Annotated in this window: 14 protein-coding genes; 4 read left to right on the top strand and 10 right to left on the bottom strand. The window is 74.5% G+C overall.

All coding sequences use genetic code 11. The features are described from left to right. The first annotated feature begins 90 nt into the window (after positions 1-90). Positions 91-390 (top strand): hypothetical protein, encoded by a 300-nt coding sequence (locus ACSU53_RS27455; protein ID WP_437032002.1) that lies wholly within the window; start codon positions 91-93, stop codon positions 388-390. Between the two features lie 189 nt (positions 391-579). Here ACSU53_RS27455 and ACSU53_RS27460 read toward each other — a convergent pair whose 3' ends face one another. Together ACSU53_RS27460 and ACSU53_RS27465 are read right to left on the bottom strand one after the other, a co-directional pair. Then, entirely contained in the window at positions 580-1,911 is a 1,332-nt protein-coding gene (locus ACSU53_RS27460) for an SWF or SNF family helicase (protein ID WP_437032004.1), read from the bottom strand. Continuing rightward, positions 1,908-4,937: an SNF2-related protein gene (locus ACSU53_RS27465; protein WP_437033439.1), complete on the bottom strand. Its 3,030-nt coding sequence runs from the start codon at positions 4,935-4,937 to the stop codon at positions 1,908-1,910. Before ACSU53_RS27465 ends, ACSU53_RS27460 begins: the two co-directional genes overlap by 4 nt. Before the next feature lie 538 nt (positions 4,938-5,475). Between ACSU53_RS27465 and ACSU53_RS27470 the strand changes: the two genes are divergently transcribed. Next, the gene (locus tag ACSU53_RS27470) at positions 5,476-5,658 is read left to right on the top strand and encodes a hypothetical protein (RefSeq protein WP_437032006.1); all 183 of its coding nucleotides are present in this window, start codon (positions 5,476-5,478) and stop codon (positions 5,656-5,658) included. A 306-nt stretch (positions 5,659-5,964) separates the two neighbouring features. Here ACSU53_RS27470 and ACSU53_RS27475 read toward each other — a convergent pair whose 3' ends face one another. From ACSU53_RS27475 to ACSU53_RS27490, 4 genes are all read right to left on the bottom strand, one after another. Continuing rightward, positions 5,965-6,996 carry a hypothetical protein gene (locus ACSU53_RS27475; RefSeq protein WP_437032008.1) on the bottom strand — a complete coding sequence of 344 codons (1,032 nt, stop codon included), beginning with the start codon at positions 6,994-6,996 and terminating at the stop codon, positions 5,965-5,967. Positions 6,997-7,133: 137 nt separating this feature from the next. Then, complete coding sequence (locus ACSU53_RS27480) at positions 7,134-7,436, bottom strand: hypothetical protein (protein WP_437032010.1); 303 nt, start codon at positions 7,434-7,436, stop codon at positions 7,134-7,136. 187 nt (positions 7,437-7,623) lie between these two features. Next, positions 7,624-8,223, bottom strand: coding sequence for a class I SAM-dependent methyltransferase (locus ACSU53_RS27485; protein ID WP_437032011.1), 600 nt, complete (start codon positions 8,221-8,223; stop codon positions 7,624-7,626). Positions 8,224-8,368: 145 nt separating this feature from the next. Further along, positions 8,369-8,797, bottom strand: a complete 429-nt coding sequence (locus ACSU53_RS27490; RefSeq protein WP_437032013.1) for a PPOX class F420-dependent oxidoreductase — start codon at positions 8,795-8,797, stop codon at positions 8,369-8,371. Between the two features lie 114 nt (positions 8,798-8,911). On the opposite strand from ACSU53_RS27490, the gene ACSU53_RS27495 reads away from it, so the two are divergent. Then, positions 8,912-9,325: a roadblock/LC7 domain-containing protein gene (locus ACSU53_RS27495; protein ID WP_437032015.1), complete on the top strand. Its 414-nt coding sequence runs from the start codon at positions 8,912-8,914 to the stop codon at positions 9,323-9,325. A 481-nt stretch (positions 9,326-9,806) separates the two neighbouring features. On the opposite strand, the gene ACSU53_RS27500 is transcribed toward ACSU53_RS27495, so the two are convergent. Continuing rightward, positions 9,807-10,673, bottom strand: a complete 867-nt coding sequence (locus ACSU53_RS27500) for an acyl-CoA thioesterase (RefSeq protein ID WP_437032017.1) — start codon at positions 10,671-10,673, stop codon at positions 9,807-9,809. Between the two features lie 19 nt (positions 10,674-10,692). After that, the gene (locus tag ACSU53_RS27505; protein WP_437033441.1) at positions 10,693-13,236 is read right to left on the bottom strand and encodes a DEAD/DEAH box helicase; all 2,544 of its coding nucleotides are present in this window, start codon (positions 13,234-13,236) and stop codon (positions 10,693-10,695) included. Positions 13,237-13,351: 115 nt separating this feature from the next. On the opposite strand from ACSU53_RS27505, the gene ACSU53_RS27510 reads away from it, so the two are divergent. Further along, entirely contained in the window at positions 13,352-14,146 is a 795-nt protein-coding gene (locus ACSU53_RS27510; protein WP_437032019.1) for a metal-dependent hydrolase, read from the top strand. A 243-nt stretch (positions 14,147-14,389) separates the two neighbouring features. On the opposite strand, the gene ACSU53_RS27515 is transcribed toward ACSU53_RS27510, so the two are convergent. Both ACSU53_RS27515 and ACSU53_RS27520 read right to left on the bottom strand, forming a co-directional pair. Next, positions 14,390-14,647, bottom strand: a complete 258-nt coding sequence (locus ACSU53_RS27515; RefSeq protein WP_437032021.1) for a type B 50S ribosomal protein L31 — start codon at positions 14,645-14,647, stop codon at positions 14,390-14,392. 107 nt (positions 14,648-14,754) lie between these two features. Beyond that, a complete protein-coding gene (locus ACSU53_RS27520; protein WP_437032023.1) occupies positions 14,755-15,225 on the bottom strand; it encodes a DUF5709 domain-containing protein in 471 nt (156 codons plus the stop codon). Between the last annotated feature and the right edge of the window lie 44 nt (positions 15,226-15,269).

Raw genomic sequence — 15,269 nt, forward strand, 5'->3', positions numbered from 1 at the left:
GGGCCGCCGGAGCAGCCTCCCGGCGACGACGTCGGCGGGCCCGGACGCGGACCCGGCGGGGGCCGCAGACTCCTGCTGATTCTGCTGGCCGTGATCCTCGCCGTCACCGCCGTCTCCCTCGTGGTGTTCATGGCGACCGACGGCGACGACGGACCGGAGCGGGAGCCCGGTGACAGCAGCACCGGCACCCGGGGATCGCCGGACCCCTCGCTCGGCATCCCGTCGGAGCTGCCCAGCGGCCTGGAGAGCCGCCTGCCGTCCGGACTGCCCACGGAGCTGCCGTCGGAGCTGCCCACGGAGCTGCCGTCCGGTTTCCCGACCGACCTCCCCAGTGGCCTGCCCAGCAACCTCCCGAGCGGCCTGGAGTCACTGCTGCCGTCCCCGGAATGACCGCCACCGGCGTCCCCGGAGTGACCGCCCCGGCGTCCCTGGAGTGACCGCCCCGGCGTCCCTGGAGTGACCGCCCCGGCGTCCCTGGAGTGACCGCCCCGGCGTCCCTGGAGTGACCGCCCCGGCGTCCCCGGAGTGGTCCGCCCCCGCCCGGCCCGTCCGCCCCTCGGCGGGGCCGGGCACCGGGGTTCAGTCCCCGGCCCGCCGGCCGTCGACCGTCCGCTCGACCGCCTGCCCGGCGGCCTGCCCGGCGGCCCGCTCGGCCGTGGCCAGGGCCGTCGCCGGATCCCGGTCGGCTCCTCCCGCGGGGATCCAGCGGCCGTCCTCCTCACGGTAGGGCCACCAGCGCCCCGCCCGGTCCAGACGCAGCTGGACGGGCGACCCGACGACCGTCCAGCGGTTGGCGCGGACCCGCAGCGGGGGCCGTTCGTGCTCCTCCCAGGCGGCGTCCAGGGCGGCCCGCGCGCGGGCGGCCGCCCCGCCCACGACGGTCCACTCCTCGTCCAGGACGGCCAGGGCCTCCGCTCCGCCCAGCCGCCAGGCGGCCACGGCCACCGCCAGTCCCTCCCGGCCCCGCCCCGACCCCTCGGCCAGGCGGGCCGCCACCGGGGCCGGAGGATCCCCGGCGGCCAGGCGCACCGCGTCCCGGTCCGCCGTCGGCTCCGGCGGCACCGGCCGGTACGCGTGCCCGCCCCCCAGCGCCTCCGCGAGCAGCCGGTGGGCGTGCGCGGCGGTCCGCGCGGCGAGGAACTCCAGCGCCCGCGGATCGACGCCCGCCCCCGGCACCGTCTCCGTGTCCAGGGACGGCGGCGAGCCCGGGGCGCCGGGCAGCGCGGGCGGGTCCGGGAGCGGCGGCAGGACGTGACCGGTCGCGTACGCGTCGGCCGCGTCCACCCCGTCCGGTGCGCTGTCGGCGCGCCCGGCGGGAGCGGAGCCCTCCGCCCGCAGGGCGTCCAGCAGTGCCGGTTCGTCCCGCCCCCGGAGCAGCAACAGCACGAACGGATCCTCGTCCAGCAGCCGGGCCACCTGGTAACACAACGCCGCCGTGTGACCGCAGTGGTCCCACGCCCCGCAGTCGCACTCCGCCTCCAGCTCACCGAGCCCGGGCAGCAGGTCCACGCCCGCCAGCTCCGCGTCCTCCACCAGATGCGTCGGCATCTCCCGGTCGAGCAGCGCGGCCACGTGCCCGGAACGTGCGGCCGCCATCGCGACGAAGCGGTCCCACTGCCCGTCGGACAGCTCCCGCACCAGCACGTCCGCGCGATGCGCGGTTCCCTCCCGGTCCCGGACCACGGCCGTGAGCCGCCCCGGACGCACAGACACCGCGCCGACCGCTCCCGCCCGCGCGAGCCTGCGGCCCGCCTTCAACTGCCCCGCGTCCAGCGCCGTCCCCTCCAGGGCGGTCACCCAGGCCCGGCCCCACCACGACCGGGTGAAGGCCTGCCCCCGCGCGGGCGGCAGCGCCGCGAACGTACGCTCCGGGTCGGCGCCCCCGCCGCTCTCACCGGCGTAGCGGCTCATCGCAACTCCCCCCGCAGTTCCACCAGTTCCGTCAACTCGGCGTCCGTCAGCTCCGTGAGCGCGGCCTCACCCGACCCCAGCACGGCGTCCGCCAACTCCTGCTTGCGCCGCAGCAACGCGGCGATGCGGTCCTCGACCGTCCCCTCGGTGACGATCCGGTGCACCTGCACGGGCCGGGTCTGGCCGATGCGGTACGCGCGGTCGGTCGCCTGCGCCTCCACGGCCGGGTTCCACCAGCGGTCGTAGTGCACGACGTGCTCCGCCCGGGTGAGGTTCAGCCCGGTGCCCGCCGCCTTCAACGACAGCAGGAACACGGGCACTTCCCCGTCCTGGAAGCGCCGCACCATGGCCTCCCGCGCGGCGACCGGCGTGCCGCCGTGCAGGAACAGCGACGGCACCCCCCGCGCGGCCAGGTGACGCTCCAGGAGCCGGGCCATCCGCACGTACTGGGTGAAGACCAGGACGCCGGCCTCCTCGGCGAGGACGGTGCCGAGGAGTTCGTCGAGCAGGTCCAGTTTTCCGGACCGGCCCGCGAGCACCGGACGGTCCTCCTTCAGGAACTGCGCGGGGTGGTTGCAGATCTGCTTCAGCCCGGTCAGCAGTTTCACGATCAGGCCGCGCCGCTCCATGCCGTCCGCGCCGGAGATCTCCTCCAGCGCCTCGCGCACCACCGCCTCGTACAGGGCCGCCTGCTCCTCGGTGAGCGACACGGCGTGGTCGGTCTCCGACTTGGGCGGGAGTTCCGGGGCGATGCCCGGGTCCGACTTCCGGCGGCGCAGCAGGAAGGGCCGCACCAGCCGGGCCAGCCGGTCCGCCGCGGCCGGGTCCTGTCCGCCCTCCACGGCGTCCGCGTACCGCCTGCGGAACGCGGGGAGCGGGCCCAGCAGCCCGGGCGTGGTCCAGTCGAGGACGGCCCACAGCTCGGACAGGTCGTTCTCCACGGGCGTGCCGGTGAGCGCGACCCGTGCCCGTGCCCCGATGGTCCGCAGCCGGCGCGCCGTCGACGCGTAGGGGTTCTTGACGTGCTGGGCCTCGTCGGCGACGACCATGCCCCACCCGACGGCGGCCAGCCGTTCCGCGTCCAGGCGCATGGTGCCGTACGTGGTGAGGACGAACCCGTGGCCGGCGAGGTCGTCCAGGGCGCGCCGGGGGCCGTGGAAGCGGCGCACCGGGGTGCCCGGCGCGAACCGTTCGATCTCCCGCTGCCAGTTGCCCAGCAGCGAGGCCGGACAGACCACCAGGGTGGGCCCCGCGGTCTGCGGACCGGTCTGCCGGTGCAGGTGCAGGGCGATCAGGGTGACCGTTTTGCCGAGCCCCATGTCGTCGGCGAGGCAGCAGCCCAGGCCCAGTGACGTGGTCCGCGCCAGCCAGGTCAGGCCCCGCCTCTGGTAGTCGCGCAGAGTGGCGGCGAGCGCGGCCGGCGGCTCCACGGGCTCCTGGGCGTCCGGGTCCGCGATCCGGTCCCGCAGCGTCGCGAGCCAGCCGGTGGGACGCACCTCGATCCGGCGGCCGTCCACCTCCACCGAACCGGTGAGGGCCGCGCCGAGTGCGTCGAGCGGAGTGACCCTGTGGTCCTGGCGCGCGCGGGCGTCCCGCACGGCGCGGGGGTCGACCACCACCCACCGGTCGCGCAGCCGGACGACGGGACGGCGCGCCTCGGCGAGCCGGTCCAGCTCCTCCCGCGTGAGCCGCCGCTCGTCCCCGGGGGCGAGCCACCAGTCGAAGGCGAGCAGCGCGTCCGCCGACAGGAGCGACGGCCCCGCGGTGGTGCCGAAACCCGGCCCTGCGCCCACGAGACCGATCTCCGCCCGCGCCGTCAGACCGCGGGTCACCTCCCTGGGCCAGTGCACCTCGACCCCGGCGGCGGCCAGCGCACGGGTGCCGTCGCCCAGCAGGTCGGCCACATCGTCGTCGGCCAGCTCGACCGCGTCCGGCACGGCGGCCGACAGCAGCGGCGACAGCGGTGGCCAGGCCCGGCAGGCGCGGCGCAGGGCGAGCAGCGCGTCGTGCGTGGCCTGCCGGCCGAAGGCGGGACCGGACGACGTCCCGGCCCAGACGTCGACGGCGTCGGCGACGAGCGCCGGGTCGCTCACGCTGTGCACCTGGAGCACGGCCCGGACGGTGACGTCCTCACCGGAACCCACGCCGGGATCCTCGCCGGGGGTGCCGATGGGGGCGCCGACGGGAGCGCCGAGGGGGGCGCCGGCGGGGCCGGGGGTCTTGGGGGTGCCGGGGGTGCCGGGGGTGCCGGCGGTGGTTCCGGCCGGGCCGGGCGGCTCCGGCGTCCGGTCGCGCAGCTCGATCCGCAGTGACAGGCGTACGCCCGCATCGTGCCCCGCGGCGACATCCGCGGCCCAGTCGCGCAGCACGGGCAGGTGCTGGGGCTCGGGCACGGCGTAGGCGGGGGTGCCGGTGACCAGGGGCGCGGCGGGGGAGCGGGGCAGGGAGTCGGCGACCGCGTCGAGGAAGGCGCGCAGCAGGTGCCCGGGCTCGGCCAGGCGCGGCGGGACGGTGCCGTCCAGAGGTGCGGCGTGGGCCTCGGGCGGCATCGAGGCCGCGAGCCGGCCCAGCGCCTCGAGATCGTCCGCCCCCAGCGGGCCGATCCGCCAGGCGTCCTCGTCGTCGGCGGTCAGCCCGGGCAGCAGCAGACCGCGTGCCACCAGGTGCAGGGCGTGCACGGCGGCGGACCCCCAGAAGCGTACGGAACGGGACCAGTCTGCGTCCCCGCCTGCCCGCGCACGCGTGAGGAGTGGCAGCGCCGTGCGGACGGGCAGCAGCACGGCGGGAACACGGACGAGCCCGACGCCGGTGCCCTGGGGCAGGGCGACGGTGATCTCCTCGACCCGCGCCTCGTCCTCCGCCGTGCCGTCCGGCCCCGCCGAGTCGTCCGGCCCCGCCTTGCCGGTGGGGCAGTCGGGGCAGCCCGGGCACCAGAAGGCGAACCGGCCGGTGCGGGCGGGAGAGCCGGGCAGGAACAGGGCGGAACGGCAGCCGAGTGCGATGGGACGGGAGGAGGGCGAGGACAGGGAAGTCGGGGCGGTATCTGCGGTGATGGTCAGTCCTCAAACTTGACTAGTGGGTCGGGCCGCCGAGGATACACCTCCGCCGAGCGGTCCGCGCGGGCCCGGCGGAGCGGATGGGGACGGAGCGGAGCGGGATGGGGGCGGATCGGGCTGAGGCGGAGCGGGATGGGGCGGATCGGGCTGGGGTGCGGGGTGCGGTGCGTCACGCGGACGGCGGCGGGTCACCGGGACGCACCGGGCTGTCCCTGTCCCGGCCACCGGCTCGGCGGCTTCGGGCTCCGACCCGGCCACGGCCTCGCCCACGTTCGGTCCGGCGGTCGGGCGCTTCCTCGGCCCCAGCCCCAGCCCCAGCCTCGGCCTCGGCGGGCATCCGGATCCCGGTCCCGGTGATCGCCGCCCCGCGCACTGGCCCCCTGGCCGCTCGGGGAGGACCCTAGGGGGCGCACGTCAGGGACGTTTCAGGGTCGCGGTCAGGAACCGCGGGCGGCGCGGACCCGTTTCCACGACAGAGAGCGGCAATGGCCGCGAAGGAGGCGACACCATGTCGAACAACGCCAAGATTGCCGCGGGGGGTGTGGCAGCCGGGCTCATCCTGCTCATCTGGCTGCCCTGGTGGGCCGCGCTGCTGATAGTCCTGGGAGTCCCCACCGCCGCGTACCTCGCCCTCGACCCCGCGCAGCGGCGCAGGCTGCGCCGGGCCTCCCGCAAGGAACTGGGCCGCTGAGCCGCTGACGCCGCGGGCTGCCACCCATCCGAACCGACGGGCGGCACCGGGCCGCCCGGTAGCACCGCGTCCCGGACCGGTGGACGGGCACCGTGCCCGGCGCCATCGCATGCCGGACCGAGTTGGAACGCCGGGTCACGGGCCGACCGCTCGGACCGTTCCGTGGCCGGCCGCGACCGCGAGACTCGCCGACCGGACGGGCGGGACCGGCCGGACCGGCCGGACCGGGCCGGATCGCGCCGCGCAGGCGTGCCGCTGCGCGCCCATGACCGGTGCCCGTCCCGGCCGGCCGTTCGCGGGCGGCGGTCAGAGCGGGCGCACGGCCATCGCGTCGAGGGCCTGGAGAAGGCCGGGGAGTTCCGGACCCCGGCCCACCGGCAGCACCTCACCGGGCTCGTCGTCCAGCAGGACGAAGGCGATGTCGTCGGTCCTCGCCACCATCGACCAGCCGGGGCCGTCGGCACGCAGGGTGCGTGCCTCGCCGGAGGCGAACGACGACCGGACGCGGCCGAGCGGCGGCGGCGAGTCGACGTACGCGCGGGCTTCCGCCAGGACGCGCCGGATCCCGCTGTGCTTCGGCTGTCCGTCTCCGGCGTCCGCAGGGCCCGGGCCGTTCGAAGCCGGTGCGTCCTGCGCGCTGTCGGTGCCCCGGGGCTCGCCGGTGCTGCCGGCCGCCACCGCACTCGTGCCCGGCTGTTCCGTCGCGCCGTCCGGACCGGAGCCACCGGCTCCGCTCCCGCCGGCAGTGCCCGCGTCGGGTTCACCCGTGTCCGTGCCTGTGCCGGTGCCGTCGGCAGCCGCTTCGGCACGGGCGGCGGCTCCGGAGGCCGGGGTGACGAACGCCGCGTCGTCGATCTGGTCCCGCCACGTCGCCCACTGCAGGGCGATCTCGTCGGCGCCCAGGCGGCGCTGGGCCGGTCCCCAGACGCTCGTGTCCGGCGGCGTCAGCGGCGGCCCGGCGATCTCCGGGTCGGGGTCGTGCGGCGCGGGCACGTCCGGCGCCGCCACGGCGACCGCCAGCGGCCAGCCGGGCAGCGCGGCGACGACCGTGCGCTCGTCCGGCGACAGGTCGTGCTCCATGCCGCAGTCCCAGGACGCGATCGCCACGGCGACCAGTGAGACGTCGTCCACGACGACGGTCCACCGGGCGCCCTCGCCGTCCTGGCCGAGCACCAGCCCGTACCCGTCGGCGACCGGCGCGAGACCGAGCGCCGCGCAGGCTTCCGGATAGTCGTCGCCCAGCACGCTCGGGAACTTCGCCGGCGTCAGCAGCACGGCCGTCAGCACATAGAGCGCGTCGTCCGTGGCGGCGACGGCTTCCTCATCCGTCCCGGCCATCCCAGCCTCCCCGTCGGTTCGTCCCTCGGCGCGCACACTAAACCGACCTCGCGGGCCTTGTCACGACCCGGCAGGTGACCTCCAAGCTGCAGGTTTCCGGCCGGACGGGGGCGAATCGGCCAACCGCGCCGGGCCGGTCAGGCCGCCGGGAGCCCGAGCAGCTCCCGCGCGACGGCCCCCGGCGGCTCGTCGCGTTCCCGGGCCAGCGCGACGACCGCCCGGCAGGCCAGCTCGTTCACCCCGAAGGACAGCGCCTCGGGCGACACCCAGCCGGACGCCTCGTCGATCCCGTCCTGGTCGTTCTCCGCACAGGCCGTCACGTAGGCCGCGGCCGCCTCGAAGAGATTGTGCGGACGTTCCCGCGGTGCCGCCGCGGTCTTCTCCCCGGCGCGTCCGCCGCCGACGAGCCTGCCGATCCCGTCCCGGAATCCGCCCCACATACGGTCCACCTTCCCCAGTGCCGTCCCGGCCGCCGACCGTTCGTGTCCTGCCGCTCAACGTACGGTCGGACGGACCGGCGGCAGAAGAGGGCGAAACGTTCCGGCGCTGACGACGGCCGGAACCCACCGCCCTCGCACGTCCGCCCTCGCACGTCCGGCCCAAGCACGTCCGTCCCCCGGCCGTCCGTCAGTGCGCGCGCGACGCCAGTGCCAGGAACCGGGCGTCCTCGTCCGCGTACGAGATCATCCGCCACCCCGAACCCGCCAGCAGGGGGCGCAGGTTGGCCTCGGCGCGCAGGTCGTCCCCGGTCAGCCGACGGCCCTGGCGCGCGGCGAGCGTCGCCCGGCCGACGGGATGGAAGAGCGCGAGCGTCCCACCGGGCCGCACCACCCGGGCCAGTTCCCGCAACGCCCGTGACGGGTGCGGCAGATGGGCGATCAGGCCGGCGGCGAACACGGCGTCCAACGCACCGGCCCGCAGGGGCAGGGCCGCCGCGTCGGTGAGCAGCAGCACCCCGTCCCGGTCACGGCCGGCTCGCGCGGCCTCGCGCAGCATGGCCGGTGTCAGATCGGCGCCGATCACCGTCCCGGAGGCGCCCACGGCGGCGCGCAGCGGTGGCAGCGCCCGCCCGGTGCCGCACCCGGCGTCCAGCACCCGGTCGCCCTCCCGCAGCCCGAGCGCGGCGACCGCCGCCGCGTAGGCGGGACCGTCGTCGGGGAACCGCCGGTCCCAGTCCGCGGCCCGGGCGGCGAAGAAGTCCTGGACGTGCGCGTGGTGGTCGCTCATCCCCGCATGATCCCGCAGCCGCAGCCGCAGCCGCAGCCGCAGCCGGCCCCGCCGACCCGCCGGATCCGATGACCCACCGGACCCACCGGACCCACCGGACCCACCGGATCCACGGAATCCACGGAATCCACCGCATCCACCGGAGTCAGTCCGCCACGCCCTTCTCCGCCACGACCTTGTCGATGGCGACCCGGACCAGGAGTTCGCCGGGCACGCCGTTGCGGCGGCCGAACTCCTCGGCCCGCTCCTCACCCATGTAGCGCGCACCGATCCGGGCGGCCCAGTGCCGCAGCTCCGCGGGATCCTCCGACAGCCGGGCCCGGCCCTGCAACAGCACGTAGTGGAACGGGGGACGGTCGTCGTCCACGCAGAGGGCGACCCTGCCGTCGCGGGCCAGATTGCGCCCCTTGACGGTGCCGCTGCCCGTGTTGAACACCACGTCGTCACCGTCGATCAGGAACCAGACGGGCGCCACATGGGGGCTGCCGTCGGCGCGAACGGTGCACAGCTTGCCGGTGCGGGTCCCGTGCGAGACGAATTCCCGCCACTCCTCGTCGGTCATCTTCTGTCCCATGATGCCCATTCTTCTTGCCCGGCGTCCGATCGTGGGGAAGGCTGGCGCGGGGAAGCCCGCCCGGGGGAAGCGGCAGGGGACGTTCCACGCGAAGTACAGGGGGAGAGGCACGACATGGCGCAGAACCAGGGTCTCGAATGGCTGCTGGACGATCTCACCCAGCGCGTCGAGCACATACGGCACGCGCTGGTGCTGTCCAACGACGGGCTGGTGACGGGGACGAGCACCGGACTGCGCCGGGAGGACGCGGAGTACCTCGCCGCCGTCTCCTCCGGACTGCACAGCCTCGCCAAGGGATCCGGCCGGCACTTCGGCGCCGGGAAGGTGCGCCAGACACTCGTCGAGTTCGACGACGCGGTCCTGTTCGTCACCGCGGCCGGTGACGGCAGTTGCCTCTGCGTCCTCAGCGGTGCCGAAGCCGACCTGGGCCGCGTCGGCTACGAGATGACCCTCCTCGTCAGCCGGGTGGGCGAGCACCTCGGAGTGGACCCCCGCCGTCCCGGCGCCGATCCCGGCCCGGAGCTGTGACCTGGGCTTTCCTGCCCGGAAGGTGACGTCTCGGAGGTTTTCCACAGGTCGCCACGGAGCGTGACGAAGCGGCTACCGTTCTTTCCGGGCGGACGCACTCGGCGTCCGCCGCACGATGCACGGGGGAGACGGCCATGACCGCACACCACCACCACGCAGGGCGCAGCCATCAGGCCACACGCGGGGCGCCGGGGAGTGGGGGCACGCCCGCCGTTCCCGACGAGAAGCCTGGTCGCAGGCCGAACGGCCCAGCTGGTGGCCGTGGCCCGCACCTACCTGCCGGCACACCCGCCCCGCGCCCAGCCCACCTGCCACCGCCCCGCTCCGCCCGGAGTCACGCCTCCCGGACGGGACCGGAGCGGCCGCACGCCGCAGGGGAACAACCCAGGCGGTGGGCTCCCGCCTGCGGCCTCCAGCCGCCCACCACCGGCGGCAGTCCGGCCCGGTCGGCCCGACCGCCGCCCCCCGCCCCGCTGCCGGCCTACACCGCGCGGAACAGCCCCTCCTGGACCACCGAGACCAGCAACTGCCCCCGCCGGTCGTAGATCCGGCCGCGGGCCAGCCCCCGCCCGCCCGTGGCCACCGGTGACTCCTGGTCGTACAGGAACCACTCGTCCGCGCGGAACGGGCGGTGGAACCACATGGCGTGGTCCAGGGACGCCATGTCGAAGCCGCGCGGTCCCCACAGCGGCTCGACCGGGATGCGCACGGCGTCCAGCAGCGTCATGTCACTGGCGTAGGTCAGGGCGCAGGTGTGCACCAGCGGGTCGTCGCCGAGCGGGCCGACCGCCCGCATCCACACGGCGCTGCGCGGCTCCGCGTCCCTGACCTCGTCCGGGTCCCAGCGCAGCCGGTCCACGTAACGGATGTCGAAGGGCTGACGCCGGGCCATGCGCTCCCACTGCTCCGGCAGCTCGCCCAGGTGCTCACGCAGTTCGTCCGCCAGCGTCGGCAGCGACTCGGGGTCCGGGAGCTCCCGGGCGGGCGGCATCTGATGCTCGAAGGCGGCCGGCTCCGGCCGGTGGAAGGAGGCGGTGAGATTGAAGATCGTGCGGCCCTGCTGCACCGCGGTGACCCGGCGGGTGGTGAACGACCGCCCGTCCCGCACCCGTTCCACCTGGTACACGATCGGTACCCCGGGACGGCCCGGGCGCAGGAAGTACGCGTGCAGCGAGTGCACGGGCCGGTCGCCGTCCGTGGTGCGGCCCGCGGCGACCAGCGCCTGGCCGGCCACCTGGCCGCCGAAGACCCGCTGCAGGGACTCCTGGGGACTGCGGCCCCGGAAGATGTTGACCTCGATCTGCTCCAGGTCGAGCAGGGCGACGAGGCTGTCGGCCGGATTCGTCATCGGTGGTGTGCCCTCGCTCTCACAGCCGGCCGACGTCGGTGACCCGCACGACCGCGCGGCCCTCCGCGTCGGAGGCGGTCAGGTCGATCTCGGCGCTGATGCCCCAGTCGCGGTCGCCGTTCGGGTCGTCGAAGATCTGCCGGACCCGCCACAGCGCGTGCTCCGGCTCCTCCTCGATCAGCAGCAGCTTGGGGCCGCGCGCGTCGGGCCCGGTGCCGAGCTCCTCGTACTCGTCCCAGTACCCGTCCAGGGCCTCGCCCCAGGCGTCGGCGTCCCAGCCGGACTCGGCGTCCAGTTCGCCCAGTTCGTCCACCCGGTCCAGCGCCGCCAGCTCCACCCGGCGGAACATCGCGTTGCGCACCAGCACCCGGAAGGCCCGCGCGTTGGCCGTGACGGGCTTGACCTGGTCGGCCTTCTCCTGCGCCTCCTCGGCGGTCATCTCCTCCGGGTTGGCCAGCTGCTCCCACTCGTCCAGCAGACTGGAGTCCACCTGGCGCACCATCTCGCCCAGCCAGGCGATCAGATCCTGCAGATCCTCGGACTTGAGGTCGTCCGGCACGGTGTGGTCCAGCGCCTTGTAGGCACTGGCGAGGTAGCGCAGCACGATGCCCTCGGTGCGGGCCAGCTCGTAGTGCGACACCAACTCGGTGAAGGACAGCGCTCGTTCGTACATGTCCCGCACCACGGACTTCGGCGACAGCGGGTGGTCACCGACCCACGGATGGCTCTTGCGGTAGGTGTTGTACGCGTGGAAGAGCAGCTCCTCCAGCGGCTTCGGGTACGTGATGTCCTGGAGGCGCTCCATGCGCTCCTCGTACTCGACGCCGTCGGCCTTCATCGCGGCGACGGCCTCACCGCGGGCCTTGTTCTGCTGGGCGGCCAGGATCTGACGCGGGTCGTCCAGCGTGGACTCCACCACCGACACCATGTCCAGGGCGTACGACGGCGACTCCGGGTCCAGCAGTTCGAACGCGGCCAACGCGAACGTGGACAGCGGCTGGTTCAGCGCGAAGTCCTGCTGGAGATCGACGGTCAGGCGGACGATACGGCCCTCGGGGTCCGGCGTGTTCAGCTTCTCGACGATGCCGCCGTCCAGCAGCGAACGGTAGATGGCGATGGCCCGCCGGATGTGCCTCAGCTGCTGCTTGCGCGGCTCGTGGTTGTCCTCCAGCAGCCGGCGCATCGCCTCGAAGGCGTTGCCGGGCCGGGCGATCACCGACAGCAGCATGGTGTGCGTCACCCGGAACCGGGACGTCAGCGGCTCAGGATCGGAAGCGATCAGCTTCTCGAAGGTCTGCTCCGTCCAGCCCACGAAACCCTCGGGCGCCTTCTTGCGCACCACCTTGCGACGCTTCTTGGGATCGTCGCCCGCCTTGGCCAGCGCCTTCTCGTTCTCCACGACGTGCTCCGGCGCCTGGGCGACGACGAAGCCCTCCGTGTCGAAGCCGGCGCGCCCCGCCCGGCCGGCGATCTGGTGGAACTCCCGGGCGCGCAGGGTGCGCACCCGGCTCCCGTCGTACTTCGTCAGCGCGGTGAACAGCACCGTGCGGATCGGCACGTTGACCCCCACGCCGAGCGTGTCGGTACCGCAGATCACCTTCAGCAGCCCGGCCTGCGCCAGCTTCTCCACCAGCCGCCGGTACTTGGGCAGCATGCCGGCGTGGTGGACGCCGATGCCGTGCCGGACGTACCGCGAGAGGTTGCGTCCGAAGCGGGTGGTGAAGCGGAAGTTGCCGATCAGTTCGGCGATGCGGTCCTTCTCCTCCCGCGTGCACATGTTGATGCTCATCAGCGCCTGCGCCCGCTCCACGGCCTGCGCCTGGGTGAAGTGCACGATGTACACCGGTGCCTGGCGGGCGGCCAGCAGGTCGGTGAGCGTCTCGGTGAGGGGCGTGTAGCGGTACTCGTACGACAGCGGGACCGGCCGGGTCGCCGACCGGACCACCGCGGTGGGGCGGCCGGTGCGGCGGGTGAGGTCCTTCTCGAAGAAGGAGACGTCACCGAGCGTCGCCGACATCAACACGAACTGCGCCTGCGGCAGCTCCAGCAGCGGGATCTGCCAGGCCCAGCCGCGGTCCGGCTCCGCGTAGAAGTGGAACTCGTCCATCACGACCTGGCCGACGTCCGCCTGCCGGCCGTCCCGCAGCGCGATCGACGCCAGGACCTCGGCCGTGCAGCAGATGACGGGGGCGTCCGCGTTCACGGACGCGTCGCCGGTCAGCATGCCCACGTTCTCCGTGCCGAAGATCTTGCACAGTTCGAAGAACTTCTCCGACACCAGCGCTTTGATGGGTGCGGTGTAGAAGGTCACCTCGTCGCGTGCCAGGGCGGCGAAGTGCGCGGCCGCCGCGATCATGCTCTTGCCGGAACCGGTGGGCGTCGAGACGATCACGTTCGCCCCGGAGACCACCTCGATCAGCGCCTCCTCCTGGTGCGGATAGAGCGTGAGACCGCGTTCGACGGCCCACGACTCGAAGGCTTCGTACAGGGCATCGGGGTCGGCGGTCGTCGGCAGCTGATCGATGAGGGTCACGCACCCATCTTGCCTGCCCGGCCACCCGATGCGGGAATCGGATGTGGGGCCGAAGATCGCGAAGGCTACGCTGTTGCGCCGAGGGGACGTCGACGCACCGGGTCAACGGGGCGGCACAGCACGAGAAATGGGGCGGGCCACGGCGATGATGGGACCAGCACACTCACTGTCGGGCGCCGCAGCCTGGCTCGGCGTCGGCGCGGCCACCGCCGCGGCCGGGAAGCCCATGCCCTGGCCGGTGCTGCTGGCCGGTGCGCTGATCTGCGCGGGAGCCGCACTCGCCCCCGACCTCGACCACAAGGCGGCGACCATCTCGCGGGCGTTCGGGCCGCTGTCACGGTGGCTCTGCGAAATCGTCGACAAACTGTCCTTCGCGGTCTACAAGGCGACGAAGAAACAGGGCGACCCCCGCCGCACCGGTGGGCACCGGACCCTCACCCACACCTGGCTGTGGGCCGTCCTGATCGGCACCGGCACCTCCGCCCTGGCGATCTACGGCGGCCGCTGGGCGGTGCTGGCGATCCTCTTCGTGCACATGGTGCTGGCGATCGAGGGCCTGTTGTGGCGGGCCACCCGCGGCTCCAGCAGCGACGTCCTGGTGTGGCTGCTGGCCGCGACCAGCGCGTGGATCATCGCGGGCATCCTGGACCAGCCGGGCAACGGGGCCGACTGGCTGTTCACGGCGCCCGGCCAGGAGTACCTGTGGCTCGGACTGCCGATCGTGCTGGGCGCGCTCGTGCACGACATCGGCGACGCGCTCACCGTCTCGGGCTGCCCGATCCTGTGGCCCATACCCGTGGGCCGCAAGCGGTGGTACCCGGTCGGCCCGCCCAAGGCGCTCCGGTTCCGGGCCGGCAGCTGGGTGGAGCTGAAGGTGCTGATGCCCGCGTTCATGCTGCTCGGCGGAGTGGGCGGCGCGGCCGCGCTCAACGTGATCTGACGTACCCGCGGGCAGGCCGTCGCCCCGCGGCCGTCACGGCCGTGGAACCTGCCGGCCTGGTGCCGACCGGTCCCGGCCCGTCCTCGCACCCGACGCCCGGCCTCCCGGGCGCTGCCCCCGGGCGGAACGCGGGACCCGCGCGCGACTCCCAAGCAACGACGGCGTCCTGGCGCACGACTCCACGGCACCGGCCCCGCATGCGCGGCCCCCAAAAGGGGTTCTCGGCCCGCCCGGCTGCCCCGCTCAGCCCGTACCCTGGCCGCCGCCGTAGCGGCGCTCGAAGGCGGCGACGCGGCCCTCCGTGTCCACCGTCCTGGCCTTGCCGGTGTAGAAGGGGTGGCTCTGCGAGGAGATCTCCACGTCCACCACCGGATAGGTCTCGCCGTCGTCCCAGTCGATGGTCTGCTCGCTGGTCGCGGTGGACCGGGTCAGGAAGGCGTATCCGGCGGCCCGGTCACGGAAGACGACGGGGTGGTAGTCGGGGTGCTTGTCCTGCTGCATGGATGCTCCTCGGGCGTCACGGACGGGCACCGGCCCGGTCCGGTCGGTACGGGTGCGAGCGGTCGGTCGGCGAGCGGTGTCGGCGGAGGGCCGGGGCCGGCAGCGGATCAGCCGGGCAGGGCGTCCTCGTCCACGATGTGCACGGCGGCCTCCTCGGCGGAGGCGGCCGCGCCGTCGATGCCGACGTCCGTGGCCACCAGGGCCTCCTCCTCGTCCTCGTGGGCCCCTTCGTCGGGGGCCACCAGCCGGCCGGAGCGGACCGCGCCGACCTCGTTGTCCAGGAGTTCCCCGTCGCCCTCCTCCCAGTCACCGAGACCGTCGCCGTCCGGCGGGGCGGGTTCGGGCAGCTCCTCGGCGAGCCGCTGGTCCAGGGTCTCCCCCCGCCGCCGTTCCTCCGCCGTCACGCCGGTGTGCTCCACGGCCCACGGCCGCTCGGGCGGGGACCAGCCGCGGTCGAGGGGGTCGTCGACACCGTCGTCGTCCAGGGTGTCCTCGGCGTCGAGGAGGCCGGCGTCGTCCTGGATCTCGGACGCGTCCGGCTGGTAGACGTCGTCGCCCCATCCGTCGGCGCTGTTCACGGGTACCTCCAGGGAGTGGGGACGGGCCGCCCGCGTTCCCGCCG

It is taken from the genome of Streptomyces sp. enrichment culture (assembly GCF_964273255.1).
In the GTDB taxonomy this organism is placed as follows: domain Bacteria; phylum Actinomycetota; class Actinomycetes; order Streptomycetales; family Streptomycetaceae; genus Streptomyces.